Here is a 19,445-nt window from a genome sequence, read left to right as displayed (position 1 = left end):
GCTTTAAAGCAATGCAAACAGGTTAGCGCCCAGAAACAGCTGATCGATCCAGAACACCTGGTGCATTAGCACGATGAGCCAGAACACCAACTGAAACGAGACTTTGCGGGTCTTGTGCCGAAACGCTTGCTGGGCCAGCAAGGCACCCGGCCAACCGCCCGCCAGTTCCACCGCGTGCAAGACATTCTCCGGCGTGCGCCAGCTGTCGGCGCGGGCCTTGTGCTTGTCGCTCCAGTACAGGAAAAACGCCAGCACGCTGACGATGCTGTAGGCCGCCAGGGGAATCACCGACACCCCGCGCAGCCATAGCGACACCGAGCCAAACAACGGCACTGCGCACAGCACAACGAATACCAGCAGTTTCAGCCGCAGGTTCTGAATTGCTCCCCCGGACTTGCGTCCGGCGTTGTTGCGCGCCCTGGAATCGTTCATGGCTTGACCGCTGTCCAGTCGACCCAACCGAATTGCCAGGTGGCCAGAATGACCAGACCGAACGCAATGCGATACCAGGCGAATGTCGCGTAGCTGTGACTGGCAATGAATATGAGCAAGGCCCGAACAGCAATCATCGCAAAGATAAACGCAGTGACGAAGCCAATGGCGAACACCGGAAAATCAGCCGGCACAAACAGATTGCGGTATTTGTAGCCCGAGTACACCGCCGCGCCGACCATGGTTGGCATGGCGAGGAAGAACGAGAACTCGGTGGCCGTCTTGCGCGACAACCCGAACAGCAGACCGCCAATGATCGTCGAGCCGGAACGCGAGGTCCCCGGAATCATCGCCAGGCACTGGGCAAAGCCGACTTTCAAGGCGTCTTTCCAGGTGATGTCGTCGACGCTTTCAGCATGCACTTCATGCTGACGGCGTTCGGCCCACAACATGACGATACCGCCCACGACCAATGCGGTGGCTACGGTAATCGGGTTGAACAGGTACTCGTGAATCAAGTCAGCGAAAATCACCCCCAATACCACGGCCGGCAGGAAGGCAATCAACAGGTTCGCGGTAAAGCGTCGAGCGCTGGGTTGTGTCGGCAAACCGATGACCACGTCGAAGATCTTGCGGCGAAACTCCCAGACCACCGCCAGGATTGCCCCGAGCTGAATGATGATATTGAAGGCCATGGCCCGCTCGCCCCCAAAGTTGAGCAAGTCCGCCACAATAATCTGGTGCCCGGTACTGGAAATGGGCAAGAACTCCGTCAGCCCTTCTACAACGCCTAAAATCAATGCCTGAAAGGCCGTCCAAAGATCCATCAATCCCCCAAGAAGCAATACCCCCAGGCATGCTCCGTTAATAATTTGTAGAGCGTTAACCGCAATCAACCTTAGCTGAATCCCTGCGCGCACAAGATCCACGCAGAACCGTAAAAATTGCGGGAAAAAAGACTTGGGCTCAGGTTTTTCCGTGCGGGGCCGAAATCCTATCAGAGACGCCTCATTTACGCTGCCGCGTCATAGGTCCTGAGTCGCATAGGCCCGATCGGCAAAGTGTGGTTGGATGCTGGCGATCGTTTATTACAAGAACAAGAAACCGGAGTAACAGCGTTATGAACAGCTTGCGCAGTGTGTCGATCAGCCGACGCTTGTGGCTCATCTTGATCGTGGCCGTGGTGATGCTATTGACGTTGGGCGTGTTGATGCTCAAGCAGATTCACGACGACCTCTATCAGGCCAAGGCCCAAAAGACCCAGCACGTGGTACAGACCGCCAGTGGCATCCTCACCTACTATCACGGCCTGGAAACTGCCGGCACCCTCACCCGCGACGCCGCGCAAAAGCAGGCACTGAATGCCGTGCGCGGTTTGCGCTACGACCAGAATGACTATTTCTGGATCAACGATCTGACGCCGGTCATGATCATGCACCCGACCAATCCGAAACTTGATGGCCAGAATCTCTCGGCGATCCGCGACCCCGACGGTTTCGCGCTGTTCAACGAGATGGTCGCCATCGCCAAGGCCAAGGGTGCCGGCATGGTCGATTACCGCTGGCCGAAACCGGGCGCCAGCGCGCCGGTGGAAAAAACCTCCTACGTGAAACTGTTCGAGCCTTGGGGTTGGGTGATCGGTTCGGGCGTATACATCGATGACATGCAGGCCGAGTTTTATGCTCAAGTCTGGAAGGCCTCTTTCGTGGGCCTGGTGATTGCCCTGATCATGGCGTTGCTGGTGATCATGATTGCCCGCAGCATCGTGCGCCCGCTCCAGGAAACCGTGAACGCCATGGCCAACATCGCCAGCGGTGAAAGCGACCTGACCCGCAGCCTCGATACCCACGGTCAGGACGAAGTCACGCAACTGGCCCGGCACTTCAACGCCTTTACCGCCAAACTGCGCCTGGTGATCAGTCAGCTGCAGGTGTCCGCCGGCGCGCTGGGCCAGTCCTCCAGCGAACTGGGCAACGATGCCGCGCAAGCCCAGCAACGCAGCCAGCAGCAATCCCAACAAATGGAACTGGTGGCGACCGCGATCAACGAAGTGACCTACGGCGTGCAGGATGTGGCCAAAAACGCCGAGCACGCGGCCAGCGAAATGCGCAATGCCGAGTCTCAGGCGCAACAGGGCCAAGTCAATATCGATGGCAGCCTGCAGCAGATCGACAAGCTGTCTTCGACCATCGATCAAGCCGTCGAAGTGATTCGTACCCTGGCCGCCGAAAGCACGCAAATCGGCAGCGTTCTGGAAGTGATTCGCTCCATCGCCGAGCAAACCAACCTGCTGGCCCTTAACGCCGCCATTGAAGCTGCCCGGGCCGGCGAGCAAGGTCGTGGATTTGCGGTGGTCGCCGATGAAGTGCGCCTGTTGGCCCAGCGCACCCAGAAGTCCACGGCAGAAATCCAGTCGATGATCGAACGCCTGCAAAGCCATTCCGAAGCGGCGGTCAAGGTGATTGGCGACAGCAGCCGTGCGTCGCAACTGACTATCGAACAGGCCGGGCTGGCGGGCGCCAGCCTGAATGCCATCGGCCAGGCCTTGCGCAATCTCAACGGGTTGAACGCTTCGATTGCCAGCGCGACCTTGCAACAGGCCCACGTGGTGGAAGACATCAACCAGAACGTCACCCAAGCAGCCGGGTTGTCCCACAGCACGGCACTGGCGGCCGAACAGTCGAGCGTGGCCAGCGTTCACCTCAAGGAACTGAGCGAGCAGTTGAACGGGTTGCTGAAGCAGTTTCGGGTGTAACTCCGTCCCAGCAGCCCCGCTGCCCCCTGTGGGAGCGGGCTTGCTCGCGAAAGCGGTGTATCAGCCAACATCAATATTGATTGTGCCGTCGCCTTCGCGAGCAAGCCCGCCCCCACAGGGATTGCGTGTGACCTGACTCGCATTGGCAAGCCCCCTTCCCCACTACAAGCCCATTCCCCACAATCCGGGTACAATTCGCCCCCCTCATTTTTACGACACCAAGGAACCTCCATGTCCGGGCTTGAACTGTTTGCCGCCGCCCTCGGCGTGATTGCCGTCTGGTTGACGGTCAGACAGAACCCTTGGTGCTGGCCGATCGGCCTGGTCATGGTGCTGCTGTATAGCTGGATTTTTTTTGAGGTGAAGCTGTATTCGGACATGCTGCTGCAAGTGATCTACGCCGGTTTGCAGATCTACGGCTGGTGGCAGTGGACGCAGGGGAGCGCGACTCATGGCAAGCGGCATGTCAGCTTGCTCGATAGAAAATCCATTGCGCTCGGGCTGACCGTCGGCGCAGTCGGCAGTTTGCTGCTCGGCGCCGCGATGGCCCACTGGACCGATGCTGCCCAGCCTTGGCTCGATGCGGCGCTGACCGGGTTCAGCCTGGTGGCGCAATTATGGATGGCGCAAAAACGTCTGCAATGCTGGGCGCTGTGGATCGCGCTCGACATCATCTTTGTTGGCCTCTTCATCTACAAAGAGCTGTACCTGACTGCGGGCCTCTATGGGGCGTTCGCCCTGCTGGCGGTGCATGGCTGGCGGACATGGCGCACCGATCCGGCGTTGCGCACATGAAAGTGCTGGTGCTCACAGGACCTGAATCCAGTGGCAAGAGCTGGCTGGCCGCCGAACTGCAACAGCAATTCGGCGGTGCTCTGGTGGGTGAATACGTGCGCTGGTTCATTGAGCGGGAGGCGCGGGATACTTGCCCGGCCGATATTCCCGAAATCGCTCGCGGTCAGCTGCAATGGGAAGATGAAGCCCGCGCCCTTGGGCCGCCATTGCTGATTCTCGACACTCACTTGCTGAGCAACATGCTCTGGAGCCAGACCCTGTTTGGCGATTGCCCGACCTGGCTCGAGGAGGCGCTGCTGGCGCGGCACTATGACTTGCACTTGCTGCTGTCGCCCGAACAGGTTGACTGGACCGATGACGGTCAGCGTTGTCAGCCCGAGCTGGATGAACGCCGGGCTTTTTTCAACGCCACTCAGGCATGGCTGGAGCAACATCGACAGCCTGTTCAAGTGCTTCAGGGCGATTGGGCCGAACGCCGGATTCAGGCATTGCGAGCCGTCACGTTACTGCTCGGGCGCTGACCTTCACTATTTGGGCCAATACCCCATGCCAAGGCTCGCTCCCACAGGGATTGCGCTTAACTTACTGGCATTCTCCTCCAGCATTTGTTGCGGTAACTTTGCAAATACGTCCGCTTCTGAAACACCCCTTCCCCCTCGAACAGCCCGTTTCAACGCTGGTCATCGTTTTGTCACGCGATATGTTAAAGCGTTGATACATCCCCGCAAAAAGCTTGGATCCAGTGCTATTGCGATCACTTATCACATTGCCGTCCCGGCAGTCGTCTCAGACCTGAAACACCGCACTTCATCGATCCGCTAACCTCGATCGATAACCCTCTGAATCAAAACAATAAACAAAAACCGGCACAGCTTTCGCTCGTTCCCTCACAACGCTGAGCAGGACCAGCCCACAACAAAGAAGGAATTGCCGCCGTGGGGACATTTCATAACCGCATCTACAGCCTCCTATTGATCGGATGCGCACTGGGCTCAAGTGTCAGCCTGCCCGTACAGGCCGACAATGGCATCATTATTATCAAACGTGATGTCCAACCGCGCATGGCAACGCGTGCGCCGGTGATGCCCGACCCTAGCCCCACGACCGCCAATGCCAACCCGTCCAAACAAGTCCTCAGGCAAACGAACGAGTTGAGCGATGGCGACTTTGCCAACGTCGCCAGTGGTGCAGGCATCTCCCGCCTGGTCACTCAAAACACCAACAACCTGGGCGGCAACCTCACCAATCAGACCCAGCTTTCCAACCTCCCCGCTGGGCGTTCGGGCAATTCGGGCAACGGTATTGCCAACATGGTCAATTCCAACATCCAGCAAGGCCTGGGTGCTCTGAAAGTCGTAACGGGAGACCGTTAAGATGAATCGTACGCTGCTGATGATTGCCATGTTTTGCAGTGCATCGACCTTTGCCCAACCTCCCGTCATTAATAACGCTGAAATCGACGCTTCGGGCATGCAGTACCAGGGCAACCTCACCGTCAACCAGGCTGCCGGCGATTTGCAGCAACAGGCCAACGCCCGAGCCATCGCCGTTGGCCATGGAGCCAGCGCGACCACGCAGATTCGCCAACGGCTGCGTACGCAGGTCGACCCCAGGATCGATGCTCGATCCAGCATTCAAGGCGACTCCTTCAGCAACGGCAGTGGCGCTCTGGGCGTCAACCAGAGCGCGGGCGCCAGCAACCAGCAAGCCAATGCCCTGCGGATAAGCATCAGTACACAGCCGCAAAGTATCGACGACAGCGTCCTCATGCAGCAGAACGTGGCGCTGATCAACAACTCCGATCCAACTGACTCTGCACCAGGCAATCGCCAGGTCGCTACCAGCGATCAGGCCTTCACCGGTAGCCGTGGGGTGATCCAGTTGAATCAGAGCTCCGGGGTGGGAAACCGAACGGCCAACACCCTGAGCGTACGGGTCATGATTGACCCAAACAGGTAGAAACAACACTTAACCTAAATAAGTACGGAGAATCACCATGAAACCTTCGATGGCACTCAAGCCTCTGGTTTTCGCAATTGCTGCGGTCATGGCTGTTGCTGTACAAGCTGGGCAGAACGATTGGCGTAACAACCACCACAATGGCCATCACACCCCTCCTCCAACAAAGATCCCTGTCTATGCGACGGCCAATGCGTGGGATAACCAGAGCAGTACCGACAACCGCATCCGTAACGAAGGGACGATTAACGAAGCTGAAATGAACAGCTCTGCCACAGGTGCCAGCGGCAACGTCGGCGTCAACGTGGCAGCAGGTAGCGGCAACCAACAAGACAACGCGTCCGCCATCGCCAATGCTGCCTCAAACTCCAGTCAGGACAACAGCTTCGTGTTCGGCACTGCCACAGCCACCGCCGACGTCACGCAATACAGCGACAATAACAGGGTCAACAACTTCGGCAGCACAGCCTCTGCCGTGATGAACGGATCGGGTAATGGCGGCAGCGGTAACATGGGTATCAACATTGCTGGCGGCGACCTTAACCAGCAGAAAAACACCATGGCAATTGCCAACACCAATGCCCCGCTCGGCAACGCAACAGCCACCGCCTCTGCCGATCAACAAGGTCCTGGCCTGGTAGTGAATAACAACGCCGATCGGACGTACCGCCTGGATACAATGACAGTTACCAACTCGGCCAGCGGTAGTTTCTCTCGCGATAAGTCATCCGAGGCTAGCGGCAGTAAAAGCGCTTCTTCAAGCTGGGACGCGAGCGGTTCCAGGAGCTTTGATGCCAGCGGTTCCAAAAGCGTTGATATAAGTGGTTCTCGCAGTAGTAATGCGAGCGGCTCTAACAGCAGTGATGCGAGCGGTTCAAGCAGCAGTAATGCGAGCGGTTCTTCGAGTGCTTCTTTGAGTGCTTCCTTGAGCGCTACTTTAGACGCTACTGCGGCGGCTTCCAGTTCCCGTACCTTCAATAATGGCAATGGCGATCGCACCCGCAGCAGGACTGCCGACGCATCGCTTAACGCATCGATTGACGCAACGCTTGACGCATCGAGAGACAGATCGTACGACAGATCGCGCGACTCTTCGTACGACAGATCACGCGACTCCTCGTACGACAGATCGCGCGATTCCTCGTACGATTCCTCGTACGATAAATCATATGAGAAATCGTCCGCATCCTCGTACGAAAAATCGGGCAGTAAATCGTCCGAGTCTGCGTACGACAAAGCGAAAAGCTACAGTGAAAGCAGCTCATATGATTTGAGCAACACCTACTCCTATCAAGTGCTGACTCCAACTGGCTGGGCCAACCCTGTGACCAACACTGCAACCCTGAACGGTTCGGTGAATGGTGGCAGTGGCAACCTGGGCGTCAACGTGGCTGCTGGCGTGGGTAACCAACAAAGTAACTCGCTGGCCATTTCCAACAACTCGTTCTAATTGCTGTCTCTGGAGGCCCCCTGACGGGGGCCTGTTTCAACACCACCAGAAGGCGTCTTTTCATGCGCATTATCGTCTTGGCATTTTTGCTTTGCGTGGCCAGTGTGATTGAGGCTGCGCAAATGCCGCTTTCCGTCCTGCCCGGTGGCGCGGTGGTGTACAAGCCGATCCAGAGCGTACGCGAGCGTAAATTTGCCGACCTGGTGCAACAGAAAACCGACTTCAGTTGCGGCGCAGCTGCGCTGGCGACCATCTTGCGCCAAGCCTATTGGCTGGACGTGAATGAAGAACAGATCATCGAAGGCATGCTGGCGCACTCTGATCAAGATCTTGTCCGCGTCCAAGGCTTCTCAATGCTCGACATGAAGCGTTACGTGGAAAGTATCGGCATGCGGGCCCGTGGCTATCGGGTAGCCCCGGAAACGTTGAGCGAAATCAGAATTCCGGTTGTGGTACTCCTTGATATCCGCGGCTACAAACATTTTGTGGTTATGCAAAAAGTCCATAAGGGCTGGGTCTATATCGGAGATCCGGTACTCGGTCATAAACGCTACAAAGTCGACGACTTTGTAAAAGGCTGGAACGGCATCATCTTTGCCGTCATCGGCCAGGGCTACGACAAAACCAATGCGTTGCTCGACCCACCCCTGCCACTGACCGCCAAGAACCGCATCAATACCTTCACTCCGGTGCGAGACGCAGAGTTGATGGATTTCGGATTCATCCAAAGCGACTTCTTCTAATAACAAGGAGCACGACGCTCCGGGAGCATCCAATGAAGACTCCAATCTGGCTGGTCGTGGTTTGCCTGGCCGCCAGCCTGCCGACCCAGGCACAGACGTTCAAACCCATTGAACTGAAGGATCAGGAGTTGGCGACCCTGCGCGGCCGCTATGTCATGCCGGGGTGGATCATCAGTTTCGGCATTGTCATGACCAGCACTTGGCAAAATGCCAACGGTGAAGTGATCGGGGCAACTTCCTCGATGCAAATTCAACAATCGACCATCAAGCCTCAGTTCTATGTGTCGATGATCGACGAAAAAGGTAATGGCTCAGCGCGTTCGCAAGGCACCGGTACCGTCACTGGCGGCAGCGGCCTCAACAGCACCGAAGGCGTCACTCAAGTCGTGCGTGCTGCCGGGGACCATAACTCTGCCTACAACAACGTTTACATCAACGTCACAAAGGCTAGCCAAGCGCCAGCAACGCAACAGCAGGGCCAAGCGTTGGCCGCAGGCTCGACGTTGGTCGGCGCCAATGGCGCAGGCTCGTTGAGCGTTGCCTCGACCGGTACGGGTGTGCAACTCAATATCGTGGCCAACAACAACCAAGGCAGTACCGTACAACGCCTGGCCCAGGGTGGGCTGATGCAGAACACGACTTTGCTCGGCGGTGGTAACCAGGTCAACAACCTCACATCCTTCAATGTCGTGCTGCGTGACAACGCGACAACCGGGTCGCTGAACGGCAACCTGGACCAGCTCAAAGGTCTTCGCACCCAAGGATTCTGATCTACGCTCAGTCTCATCCGATGTAGTCAGAAATGGACGGCTAACCCATGCACCGATCGTTGACGTTCAGAGCTATCGTTTGTTTGACTAGCCTGGCCCCGACAACACTGCTGCACGCAGCAACGGACCCCCAGGTCGAAGCACTAAAACAAGAACTCATGGAGTTGAAACAGCGTTACGAAGTACAACAGAACGCGCTGATGGTACTCGAGCAACGCGTTCGCCAAGTCGAAGAAGCACCTGCGACACCTGCTCCCAAACGCCTGACCAAATCCCCCGCGGAAACGCCCAGGAGTGGCCAGACGGTGGCCGCCGGTGCGCCGGGAACCACGGGCAGTTCATACGGCCAATCGCTCCAAGAGGATTCGGAGCCTGCGCAAAGCGTTTCCAACCTGTATGACGAAGCCAGCGGCTTCTTCGGTGGCGGCAAGTTCAGCGTCGAAACCGGCCTGACCTATACGCACTACGATACCCGTGCATTGGTACTCAATGGCTTCCTGGCACTGGACGCGATTTTCCTCGGCAACATCAACCTCGACCGTATCAAGGCGGATAACTGGACCCTGGACCTGACCGCCCGCTACAACGTGGCACAACGTTGGCAGTTCGACATTAACGTCCCCGTGGTTTATCGCGAATCAACGTATTCCTCCGGTGGCGCCGGGGGCGCAGGCCCGGTGACGTCGGACGCAACCGTAACCCGCGACCCGACCATCGGCGATGTGAACTTTGGCGTTGCCTACAAGTTTCTGGATGAGTCGGCCAATCTTCCCGACGCGGTCTTTACACTGCGCGTCAAGGCGCCGACCGGTAAGGACCCTTACGGCATCAAGCTGGTCAATGACCCGAACAACGATAACCTCTCGGTACCCGAGGACTTGCCTACCGGCAATGGTGTCTGGTCGATCACCCCGGGCCTTTCGCTAGTCAAGAGCTTCGACCCGGCCGTGCTGTTCGGCAGCCTGGCCTACACCTACAACATGGAAGACTCTTTCAGCGACATCAGCCCTCAGGTCAACTCCAAGGTGCCCGGGGACGTGAAACTGGGCGATTCCTGGCAGGTCGGCGCCGGCATTGCATTCGCCTTGAACGAGAAGATGAGTATGTCGTTCTCGTTCACCGATCAATTCGCCCGCAAGAGCAAGATCAAGCCGGACGGTGGCGATTGGCAATCGATTTCCAACAGCGATTACAACTCGGCCAACTTCAACATCGGCATGACCCTGGCAGCAACCGATAACCTGACGATCGTTCCCAACCTGGCCATCGGGCTGACCGACGACTCGCCAGACTTTTCCTTCAGCCTGAAATTCCCGTACTACTTCTAACCGTTTCATCCCAATGGAAAAGGCCCGCTGCGATGAATGTCGCAGCGGGCCTCTTCGTTTCACCGCGCCCTAGCGGATTTGGTGCTTATGCAGCAATCGGTAAAAAGTCGGCCGCGACACGCCAAGGACTCTGGCGGCGACGCTCAGGTTGTCGCTGTGCCGGTTCAACACATCGCACAGCGCCTGACGCTCGGCGCGGGTCTTGTAGTCTTCAAGGGTGCCCATCGGCGTAGCGGTGATGTGTTGACTGATCAACCCCAGGTCTCGCGCCTCGATCTGCCGTCCTTCGGCCAGAACCAGCCCGCGCCGTACCCGGTTGGCTAACTCACGGACATTGCCCGGCCAGTCGTGCTTGCCCATGGCGATCAGCGCGTCCTCGCTGAAGCTGCGAGGACGACGCCCGGTTTCCTGGCTGTAGAAATGGGAAAAGTGGTTGGCCAGCATCGAGAGATCGCCATGGCGTTCACGCAACGGCACGGTAATGACTTGCAAGACATTCAAACGGTAATACAGATCTTCGCGAAAGAGTTTCTTCTCAATGGCCGCTTCAAGGTCGACGTGCGTCGCCGCCAATACCCGCACATCCACCGGAATAGGCTGGTGCCCCCCTACACGCTCAATGTGTTTTTCCTGCAGGAAGCGCAGCAGATTGGCTTGCAGTTCCAGGGGGAGATCACCGATTTCATCGAGAAACAGCGTTCCGCCGTTGGCCGCCTCGATCCGCCCGACCTTGCGCTGATGAGCGCCGGTAAAGGCCCCCTTCTCGTGGCCAAACAGTTCGGACTGGATCAAGTGTTCGGGAATCGCGCCGCAGTTGATCGCCACGAACGGTTTGCTGTGACGCTGGGATTGTCGATGCAGGGTGCGGGCGACCAATTCCTTGCCGGTCCCGCTTTCGCCGCGGATCAGCACCGGGGATTCGGTGGGTGCCAGTTTGCTCAGCAGTTTGCGCAGTTCGCGAATCGGTTTGCTGTCGCCGAGCAGTTCGTGTTCAGGCTGATCGATATGAACCGTGCCCTGGCCGCGCAGGCGCGCCATGCCGAACGCGCGGCCCAGGGTGACCTGAACCCGTGAGACATCGAACGGCAGGGTATGGAAGTCAAAAAACCATTCGCAGACGAAGTCCCCGACATTTTGCAATCGCAGGACTTCTTGATTCAGCACCGCAATCCACTCGGTACCGCTACGGCTGATCAATTCCTTGACGGCTTCCGGGCGCTCCAGATGAAAGGGCTGCAATCGGAACAGGCCGACATCGCAGGTTCGTTCGGTGGCGTTTTCCAGGGTACAGCTGTCAACATCCCAACCCACGGCGCGTAAACCCGGCAACAAACGGTGACAGTCGTCGCAAGGATCCACTACTAAAAGACGTCGTAAGGCAGGCGCTTCGATCATGACTGTTCCTTGACGCCAAATTTTAGGAAATATTATTAAAAACAGTCATTTGGCGGGCTTCGTTGTAACACTAGCAAGATTTTGACGCAGGCTTGTATCGATTGCTTATAGGGCTGTTTGCTTATTAGTTATAAGAAATCACTTGGTTAGTTGCCTAACGAGTTGAACCTTTCATTCAGCTTTCAGAAACGGCCTGAATATCGAATCAATCAAAGAAAGTTGAAATTTCTTTTGATTGTGTGTGACCTAAACCCCGGTTGCGGGCATCAGTACAAGTAACCAGCCGAACGGTAAGCCCAACCGACGGCAGATCACTTGATTGGGCATACAGAGAGAAGATCCCATGAACGCCCCGCTCCGTATCAACGAAGCACTTTTGATTGCCGACCGCGCATTCCAACCCTTTCAATGCGTGGCCTGGGCACCACAAGACGGTAATGGCGAGCTCAGCCTGACTATCATCGATCGCACTAGTACTCGTATCGGCCGTAAACAAATTCCAAGCAGTGCCTATTCCGATCCAGAGCAACTCGAACACTTGCTGGAAGAAGCCCGTGCCGAGTTGAGCCAGGAAGGTTACACACTGCAATCGTGGTCCATGCCGCACTAAGCGTTTTCGCGGATTGCCCGCCTGGCAATCCGCGCCCCCTTCTTTTTAGTTGACGATTTTCTACAGTCAGCTGCGCAATACCCTCCCCCTGTTTCAACTTCTAACCGCCGGATTACTTGGCAGGCTTTTCAGTGGTTCGAAAAGACACTGTTCTGGCACAAAATGCCCCTCTTCCGGCTCATGAAAACAGTTGTGCGCCGAGTCATTCAGGGATTGAATGTTTTGCTCATGTAGTCACCCTCCGGGCACCCGGATAAGGACGACTGGCAAGGAGATGCATGCATGTCACCCCAGACTGCTTTTGCCTTACCTGCAACCGTGAATGGCGCCGAACGGCTCGATACGAATTTCGCTGGCACCGGCAAGACTCAAGTGTATTTCGCCGGCAGTCTCTCCAGCATGACCAATGGGGTTGCGATTGACCACGTTGGCCGGTTGTTGGTGGCGGCAAAGGTCGGTACGCCGGGCGGCCAACGCTTTGGCCTGGCCCGCCTGCTTGCAGATGGTTCGGCGGATCTGGCATTCGGCATAAAAGGCAGCATCAGCGGCCAGTTCGCACTCGGCTTCGAGGCCATGGCTGGCAAAGCACGGGCATTGCCCAACGGGCACATTCTGGTGGCCGGCCTGCACTACGAGAATGCTCACCGTACGCTGCCCGCCCTGGCGATGTTTGATCAGCAAGGCTGCCCGGTCCAGGGCTTCGGCGACAATGGACGTTGCGTGGTGCACCTTCCGGGTAATCTTTCCTGGGGTGCTCGCGACGCCTGGTTACCGCCCGGCGTGCCGAGCGCCGAAGCCTGTGATGTCTGTGTGCAGGACGACGGTCGAATCCTGCTGCTGACCAATCATTACTTCGAACCGACCGATCACGTCGGCATGCTGATACGACTCAACGCCGACGGCTCGCTGGACGACAGCTTCAACGGTCGCGGCTTCGTCATGGTTCGGCACTTGTTGATGAACACCTGGCTCAGCAGTCTGATGGTGCAACGCGATGGTCGAATCCTGGTGAGTGGATCAATCAATTTTCCCGAGGAAGGTCTGCTGGCGCGCTATCACCCGGACGGCCGACTGGATGACAGCTTCGCCGTGGATGGTTTCATGACCTTCAAGGCACGGGAGCACAGCGCTCAGATCAACCAGATCGTCCAGCATGAAAATGGTGACTTGCATTGTTTTGGCAGCAGTCGCGACCCGATGCTCTGCCTGTCTCTGAAAGTTCACAGTAATGGCCGACCCGATATTCATTGCAACGGTGGCAAGCCAAAGCTTTTAGGCGTCGGCCGCAGCAGTTGCCGCTGGACCGCCGCCGAGACTCAACCGGATGGACGTGTGCTGACAGTTGGATCGATGGTCGGCGGGATCGAAGCCGATTTCATTTTTGCCCGATATTTACCCAGTGGGCAGCTGGATCGCAGTTTTGCCAAGGGCATTGGCTGGTGTCGCACACGCCTGGGTCGCGGTTCGCATACCGCTACTTCATTGGCCATTCAGGCCGACGGCTGCATTGTCATAGGCGGCTATTCACTGGACGGAAACTGCCGCGCGATCGTCGCGCGTTATCAGTGTTAGGCCAACGCCATTTGCCTGCACTTGATCTTCTGTTCTTCTTACGGCAAGTTGCGCGCTTCTTAATACAAGGAGTAGCCGATGTCCGGTTCAATGGCCCAGGCCTTCGCGCACAACTTTCTCGGGCACTCACCTCGTTGGTACAAGGCGAGCATTGTCGGCTTTCTGATTCTCAACGCCCTGGTGTTGTGGACGGTCGGCCCGGTGGCGGCCGGCTGGCTGTTGGTGCTGGAGTTCATCTTCACCCTGGCCATGGCGCTCAAGTGTTACCCGCTGATGCCCGGTGGCTTGCTACTGGTCGAAGCGCTGCTGCTGAAAATGACCACGCCCCAGGCACTCTATGATGAGCTGGTGCACAACTTTCCGGTGATCCTGCTGCTGATGTTCATGGTGGCAGGCATCTACTTCATGAAAGACCTGCTGCTGTTTCTGTTTTCGCGCCTGCTGTTGGGGGTTCGCTCCAAGGCCCTGCTGGCATTGATGTTCTGTTTCCTGTCCGCGTTTCTGTCAGCGTTTCTCGATGCGCTGACCGTGACGGCAGTAATCATCAGTGCCTCCGTGGGGTTTTATTCGGTGTATCACCGCGTCGCCTCAGGCCACGATCCGCGCGAGGATGCCGAGTTCAGCGACGACCGGCATTTACCCAGCCTTCATCATGCCGACCTCGAACAGTTCCGCGCCTTCCTGCGCAGCCTGCTGATGCACGGTGCTGTCGGCACCGCGTTGGGTGGCGTGTGCACGCTGGTTGGCGAGCCGCAGAACCTGCTGATCGGCCATGAGATGGGGTGGCACTTCGCCGAGTTCTTTCTGAAGATCGCCCCGGTGTCGTTGCCAGTGCTGGCAGCCGGCCTGGTGACTTGCGTGCTGCTGGAGAAACTGCGCTGGTTCGGCTATGGCACGCTGCTGCCGGACAACGTGCGTGCGGTGCTGGCCAACTACGCCGCCGAAGACAACGCCGAACGCACTGCACGTCAGCGCGCTGCGTTGCTGGTTCAAGGAGTGGCGGCACTGATTCTGATTGCCGGGCTGGCGTTTCACATTGCTGAAGTCGGCCTGATCGGTTTGATGGTGATCGTGCTGATCACTGCGTTCACCGGCATTACCGATGAGCACCGTATTGGCAACGCGTTCAGGGATGCGATGCCGTTCACCGCGCTGCTGGTGGTGTTTTTCGCAGTGGTGGCGGTGATTCATGATCAGCAACTGTTCACGCCGCTGATCCAGTGGGTGCTGGCACTACCGGCAGATCAACAACCGGGCATGCTGTTTATTGCCAATGGCTTGTTGTCGGCCATCAGCGACAACGTATTCGTTGCGACCATTTACATCACCGAAGTGAAACAGGCGTTCATCTCCGGCCACATGAGCCGCGAGCACTTTGAAACCCTGGCCATTGCGATCAATACCGGCACCAACCTGCCGAGCGTGGCAACGCCCAATGGTCAGGCGGCGTTCCTGTTCCTGCTGACCTCGGCGATTGCCCCGCTGATTCGTCTGTCGTACGGGAGGATGGTGTGGATGGCGGTGCCTTACACCGTGGTGATGGGCGTGCTGGGCTGGTATGCGGTGAGTTACTGGCTGTAACGCTGAACAACATGTGGGAGCGGGCTTGCTCGCGAAGGCGAAGTGTCATTCAACAACGATGTTGAATGTGACGGCCTCTTCGCGAGCAAGCCCGCTCCCACATTGGTTTTGTGTCGTTATCGAGGAAGGATGTACTTCTCGATCGCCTGGGCCGCACCGTCTTCGGTATTGGCCCCGGTTACCACGTCGGCCTGACGCTTCACCGCCTCCTCCGCCTGCCCCATGGCGATCGACAATCCGGCCCGGTGAAACATCGCCGGGTCGTTGCCGCCATCACCGAGGGCGGCGGTCTGTTCCAACGGCACCCCGAGAAACTCGGCCAGTGTCGCCAATGCCTCGCCCTTGTTAGCCAGCATCGCCGTCACGTCCAGATAGATCGGTTGTGAGCGCGAGACCTGCGCCTGCCCTTCGACCTTGGGCAGCAACTGCGCTTCCAGTTCGATCAACAGTTCGGCGTTATTGCTGGCGGCGACGATTTTGTCGATACGCGCCAGGTAAGGCTCAAAACTCTCGACCACCACCGGCGGATAGCCGAGGCCATGCTGTTCTCGAGGAACCATCGGGCCGTACGGATCCTTCAACAGCCAGTCGCCGCCACTGAACACCCAAACCTCAATGTCCGGCTGATCGGCAAACAGCGTCAGCGCCGTCAACGCTGACGTCGCCGGCAAATAATGCGCAACCAGCAAACTGCCGTCCGGGTTGACGATTGTGCCGCCATTGAAGGCCGCCGTCGGCAGATCGACACCCAGGGCTTCGATCTGCTGCAACATGGCTTTGGGCGGACGCCCGGTGGCCAGGCTGAACAGCACGCCGGCCTCGCGCAACGCGCGGACTGCTTCGATCGTGCGCTGACTGAGGCTGTGATCAGGGAGCAGTAAAGTGCCGTCCATGTCACTGAGCAGAAAACGGATGGGTTGTTGCGTTACGTCACTCACCGACGCTGTGCCAAACGCGGCCGTCGCGGGTCAGCAGCTCGTCAGCGGTCTGTGGCCCATCTTCGCCAGCCGCATAGCTCTGCACTGTTGCATCCTGCTCCCAAGCGTCGAGGAATGGCTGCACGGCGCGCCAGCCGTTCTCGATGTTGTCGGCACGCTGGAACAGCGTCTGATCGCCGGTCAGGCAGTCGTAGATCAAGGTTTCATAGCCGGTCGATGGCTGCATTTCAAAGAAGTCCTTGTAGGCAAAACCCAACTCGATATTGGCCATGTTCAACGCCGGTCCCGGCCGCTTGGCCAGCAGGTCGAACCACATGCCTTCGTTGGGTTGAATCTGGATTCGCAGGTAGGTCGGCTGCAACTCATCGACCTCGGTGTCGCGGAACTGCGCGTACGGAGCCGGTTTGAAGCAAATGACAATCTCGGTATCGCGCGCGCTCATGCGCTTGCCGGTGCGCAGGTAGAACGGTACGCCGACCCAGCGCCAGTTGTCGATCATGACTTTGAGCGCGACATAGGTTTCGGTCGTGCTGTCGGGCGCCACGTTGGCTTCCTGGCGATAACCGGGCAGCGGCTCGCCACCAATCTCGCCGGCGGTGTATTGGCCGCGCACCGAGTTGGCTCGCGCTTCCTCGGTCGTCCAGGGGCGGATCGCGCCGACGACTTTGGCTTTTTCGCCGCGTACTGCATCGGCGCCAAAAGCGGCCGGTGGTTCCATGGCCACCATCGCCAATAATTGGAACAGGTGATTGGGCACCATGTCCCGCAGGGCGCCGGTGACCTCATAAAAACTGCCACGGGTTTCCACGCCGACGGTTTCGGCGGCGGTGATTTGCACGTGGTCGATGTAATGGTTGTTCCAGAAGGCTTCGAACAGGCTGTTGGAAAACCGGCTGACCAGAATGTTTTGCACGGTTTCCTTGCCCAGATAGTGATCGATCCGGTAGATCTGCTTTTCCGTCATCACTTTGAGCAAGCACGCATTCAAGGCTTCGGCGGTGTGCAAGTCGGAGCCGAAAGGTTTTTCGATCACCACCCTTCTGAACGCTTCAGGGGTTTCCTGCAGCAATCCGGCAGCGCCGAGACGCCGCACCACTTCGCTGAAAAAGCGCGGCGCGGTGGCGAGGTAGAAAATCGCATTGCCGGTACCGCTGGCGATGATTTTCGCCGCCAGTGCTTCGTAGGTGCGTTCGTCAAGGAAGTCGCCCTGGACGTAGCTGATGTGCTTGGCCAGTTTGGCCCACAATGCCGGGTCAAGGGCGTGATCGCCCTTGCCGACCTTGGCCGCCACTTCCGCCCGAATGAAGTCTTCGAGTTTTTTGGCAAAGGCTTCGTCGCTGATGGCGTTGTGATCAACGCCGATGATCCGCAGTCCATTCCCCAGCAAACCGTCGCGACTCAGGTTGTACAGCGCCGGCATCAGCAGGCGCTTGACCAGATCACCATGGGCACCGAACAGAAACAGCGTGGTAGGCGGTGCGGGTTCTGCCTTGGATTTCCTGCGGATCACATGAGTCATTTTTTCGAAGTCTCCACATGGCCGCCGAAGCCGAAGCGCTGGGCCGAGAGAATTTTATCGCCAAAGGTGCCTTGCCCGCGTGAACGGTAGCGGGAGAACAGCGAGTTTGACAGCACCGGTACAGGCACCGATTGCTCCATGGCGGCTTCGATGGTCCAGCGACCTTCACCGCTGTCAGCCACTTCACCTGTGTAGCCGTCGAGTTTCGGATCGCTGGCCAGCGCATCGGCGGTCAGGTCGAGCAGCCAGGACGATACCACGCTGCCACGACGCCAGACTTCGGCGATGTCAGCGACATTCAGGTCGAAACGCTGGTCTTCCGGCAGGTTGGTGCTGGCCTTGGTCTTGAGGATGTCGAAGCCTTCGGCGAAGGCCTGCATCATTCCGTATTCGATGCCGTTGTGAATCATCTTCACGAAATGCCCGGCACCAGCGGGGCCTGCGTGGATGTAACCGCGCTCGGCGCGATCGTCATCGGACTTGCGATCCTTGGTGCGCGGGATGTCGCCCATGCCCGGGGCCAGGCTTTCGAACAGCGGGTCGAGACGCTTAACGGTCTCGGTATCGCCGCCGATCATCATGCAGTAGCCACGTTCCAGGCCCCAGACGCCGCCGGAGGTTCCAACGTCGATGTAGTGCAGGCCTTTTTCCGACAAGGTTTTGGCCCGGCGGATGTCGTCTTTATAGAAGGTGTTGCCGCCGTCGATGATGGTATCGCCAGCGTCAAGCAAGGTGCTCAGGGTGTCGATGGTGTCTTCGGTCGGTGCGCCGGCGGGCAGCATGACCCACACCGCGCGTGGTTTGGCCAGGCCAGCGACCAGGGCTGGCAAGTCGGCAACACCAGTGGCGCCTTCTTCAGCCAGGGTGTCGACAAAGGCGGTATTGCGGTCGTAAACAACGGTGGTATGTCCGTTGAGCATCAGGCGCCGCGCAATATTGCCGCCCATGCGGCCCAGTCCAATAATCCCGAGTTGCATGTACTGATGCTCCCTACTACAAATAAAGTGTGTCAAAGGTTATAGCCCAACGCGACTAATGAGGGTTAGTCCAGAGCGCTGGCACATAGTTTCCGGGCATTGTGCCCGATCCAGACTGATAACGTCGGGAATCGTCCCGAAGACACAACGACCATGAAAAATAAAAAAGTTCCCTTCGAGGGCAAAAGAAATCAATATTGGCGCCGATAGTAAGTAAGCACCTGATTTCAGGGAGCGTACTTACAGTTGAGACAGCCATTTGCGAGGTGAGCAATGGGCACCATACACACAGCACTGCCAGCACAAACCCTTTACGTCACAATCCGTCGCGATGAACTGCGCCAGTTGAAAGACGAGCGTGACCAGTTGAAGCAGGAAGTCGCGCAATTGCGCCTGCTGACCCAAGGCAATCAGGTTCAGCCCTGGCCTGTTACCCAACGTGTTCCCCACGCCTGACCCCTCGTTTGACTCGGAAGCAGCCACCGCTGTTTCCGACTCGCTGCACCCTGCCTGCTCCGGCAACTCACAAAGTTTTCACACCTTCTTGTCGATACTCCGGCTCATTGTGGCCGCTCGGTATCCGCGCGGCGCTTGTTCGTCTGCGACAAGGAAAGTGCCGAC

General features: G+C 57.8%; 19 protein-coding genes. 13 read left to right on the top strand and 6 right to left on the bottom strand.

Translation table 11 applies throughout. From position 1 onward, the window contains the following. Positions 1–3: 3 nt before the first annotated feature. Both AB7M29_RS17655 and AB7M29_RS17650 read right to left on the bottom strand, forming a co-directional pair. The gene (locus tag AB7M29_RS17655; protein WP_217854810.1) at positions 4–432 is read right to left on the bottom strand and encodes a DUF1294 domain-containing protein; all 429 of its coding nucleotides are present in this window, start codon (positions 430–432) and stop codon (positions 4–6) included. Continuing rightward, positions 429–1,259, bottom strand: coding sequence for an undecaprenyl-diphosphate phosphatase (locus tag AB7M29_RS17650; protein ID WP_030130296.1), 831 nt, complete (start codon positions 1,257–1,259; stop codon positions 429–431). The genes AB7M29_RS17655 and AB7M29_RS17650 overlap by 4 nt, the downstream gene beginning before the upstream one ends. 293 nt (positions 1,260–1,552) lie before the next feature. Here AB7M29_RS17650 and AB7M29_RS17645 point away from each other — a divergent pair, with 293 nt between their 5' ends. The 9 genes from AB7M29_RS17645 (at position 1,553) to AB7M29_RS17605 (ending at position 10,232) form a co-directional block, all read left to right on the top strand. Beyond that, positions 1,553–3,187 carry a methyl-accepting chemotaxis protein gene (locus AB7M29_RS17645; RefSeq protein WP_201060364.1) on the top strand — a complete coding sequence of 545 codons (1,635 nt, stop codon included), beginning with the start codon at positions 1,553–1,555 and terminating at the stop codon, positions 3,185–3,187. A 231-nt stretch (positions 3,188–3,418) separates the two neighbouring features. Beyond that, positions 3,419–3,982 (top strand): nicotinamide riboside transporter PnuC, encoded by a 564-nt coding sequence (pnuC, locus tag AB7M29_RS17640; RefSeq protein ID WP_454247417.1) that lies wholly within the window; start codon positions 3,419–3,421, stop codon positions 3,980–3,982. Further along, positions 3,979–4,503, top strand: a complete 525-nt coding sequence (locus tag AB7M29_RS17635) for an AAA family ATPase (RefSeq protein WP_454248722.1) — start codon at positions 3,979–3,981, stop codon at positions 4,501–4,503. The genes pnuC and AB7M29_RS17635 overlap by 4 nt, the downstream gene beginning before the upstream one ends. A 414-nt stretch (positions 4,504–4,917) precedes the next feature. Then, on the top strand, positions 4,918–5,355 hold the full coding sequence (locus tag AB7M29_RS17630) for a hypothetical protein (protein ID WP_454247416.1): 438 nt from the start codon (positions 4,918–4,920) through the stop codon (positions 5,353–5,355). Between the two features lies 1 nt (position 5,356). Further along, positions 5,357–5,941 carry an adhesin gene (locus tag AB7M29_RS17625; protein WP_217854807.1) on the top strand — a complete coding sequence of 195 codons (585 nt, stop codon included), beginning with the start codon at positions 5,357–5,359 and terminating at the stop codon, positions 5,939–5,941. Between the two features lie 37 nt (positions 5,942–5,978). Continuing rightward, a complete protein-coding gene (locus AB7M29_RS17620; protein WP_454247415.1) occupies positions 5,979–7,391 on the top strand; it encodes a heme utilization protein in 1,413 nt (470 codons plus the stop codon). Between the two features lie 62 nt (positions 7,392–7,453). Continuing rightward, positions 7,454–8,134 (top strand): C39 family peptidase, encoded by a 681-nt coding sequence (locus tag AB7M29_RS17615; RefSeq protein WP_052963381.1) that lies wholly within the window; start codon positions 7,454–7,456, stop codon positions 8,132–8,134. 32 nt (positions 8,135–8,166) lie between these two features. Further along, positions 8,167–8,904, top strand: coding sequence for a hypothetical protein (locus tag AB7M29_RS17610; protein WP_454247414.1), 738 nt, complete (start codon positions 8,167–8,169; stop codon positions 8,902–8,904). Between the two features lie 47 nt (positions 8,905–8,951). After that, positions 8,952–10,232: a hypothetical protein gene (locus AB7M29_RS17605; protein WP_217854805.1), complete on the top strand. Its 1,281-nt coding sequence runs from the start codon at positions 8,952–8,954 to the stop codon at positions 10,230–10,232. 69 nt (positions 10,233–10,301) lie between these two features. Here the strand turns inward: AB7M29_RS17605 and AB7M29_RS17600 are convergent, their stop codons facing one another. After that, the gene (locus AB7M29_RS17600) at positions 10,302–11,627 is read right to left on the bottom strand and encodes a sigma-54 dependent transcriptional regulator (RefSeq protein ID WP_123359592.1); all 1,326 of its coding nucleotides are present in this window, start codon (positions 11,625–11,627) and stop codon (positions 10,302–10,304) included. 343 nt (positions 11,628–11,970) lie between these two features. Here AB7M29_RS17600 and AB7M29_RS17595 point away from each other — a divergent pair, with 343 nt between their 5' ends. The 3 genes from AB7M29_RS17595 to nhaB all read left to right on the top strand — a co-directional run bounded on the left by AB7M29_RS17595 (position 11,971) and on the right by nhaB (position 15,390). After that, the gene (locus AB7M29_RS17595) at positions 11,971–12,237 is read left to right on the top strand and encodes a hypothetical protein (RefSeq protein ID WP_217854804.1); all 267 of its coding nucleotides are present in this window, start codon (positions 11,971–11,973) and stop codon (positions 12,235–12,237) included. Positions 12,238–12,519: 282 nt separating this feature from the next. Then, a complete protein-coding gene (locus AB7M29_RS17590) occupies positions 12,520–13,809 on the top strand; it encodes an NHL repeat-containing protein (RefSeq protein ID WP_217854803.1) in 1,290 nt (429 codons plus the stop codon). Positions 13,810–13,887: 78 nt separating this feature from the next. Beyond that, on the top strand, positions 13,888–15,390 hold the full coding sequence (gene nhaB, locus AB7M29_RS17585) for a sodium/proton antiporter NhaB (protein WP_217854802.1): 1,503 nt from the start codon (positions 13,888–13,890) through the stop codon (positions 15,388–15,390). 116 nt (positions 15,391–15,506) lie between these two features. Here nhaB and AB7M29_RS17580 read toward each other — a convergent pair whose 3' ends face one another. From AB7M29_RS17580 to gnd, 3 genes are read right to left on the bottom strand one after another with little or no spacing between them, the layout of a single operon-like run. Next, positions 15,507–16,328, bottom strand: a complete 822-nt coding sequence (locus tag AB7M29_RS17580) for an HAD family hydrolase (RefSeq protein ID WP_454247413.1) — start codon at positions 16,326–16,328, stop codon at positions 15,507–15,509. Further along, positions 16,321–17,847: a glucose-6-phosphate dehydrogenase gene (gene zwf / locus AB7M29_RS17575; protein ID WP_454247412.1), complete on the bottom strand. Its 1,527-nt coding sequence runs from the start codon at positions 17,845–17,847 to the stop codon at positions 16,321–16,323. The genes AB7M29_RS17580 and zwf overlap by 8 nt, the downstream gene beginning before the upstream one ends. Beyond that, on the bottom strand, positions 17,844–18,824 hold the full coding sequence (gnd, locus tag AB7M29_RS17570) for a phosphogluconate dehydrogenase (NAD(+)-dependent, decarboxylating) (protein WP_454247411.1): 981 nt from the start codon (positions 18,822–18,824) through the stop codon (positions 17,844–17,846). Before gnd ends, zwf begins: the two co-directional genes overlap by 4 nt. Before the next feature lie 273 nt (positions 18,825–19,097). Here gnd and AB7M29_RS17565 point away from each other — a divergent pair, with 273 nt between their 5' ends. Then, the gene (locus AB7M29_RS17565; RefSeq protein WP_123722889.1) at positions 19,098–19,280 is read left to right on the top strand and encodes a DUF6026 family protein; all 183 of its coding nucleotides are present in this window, start codon (positions 19,098–19,100) and stop codon (positions 19,278–19,280) included. The last annotated feature ends 165 nt before the right edge of the window (positions 19,281–19,445 follow it).

The sequence above is a fragment of the Pseudomonas sp. F-14 TE3623 genome (assembly GCF_053629015.1).
This window is presented reverse-complemented; position numbering and strand designations above follow the sequence as displayed.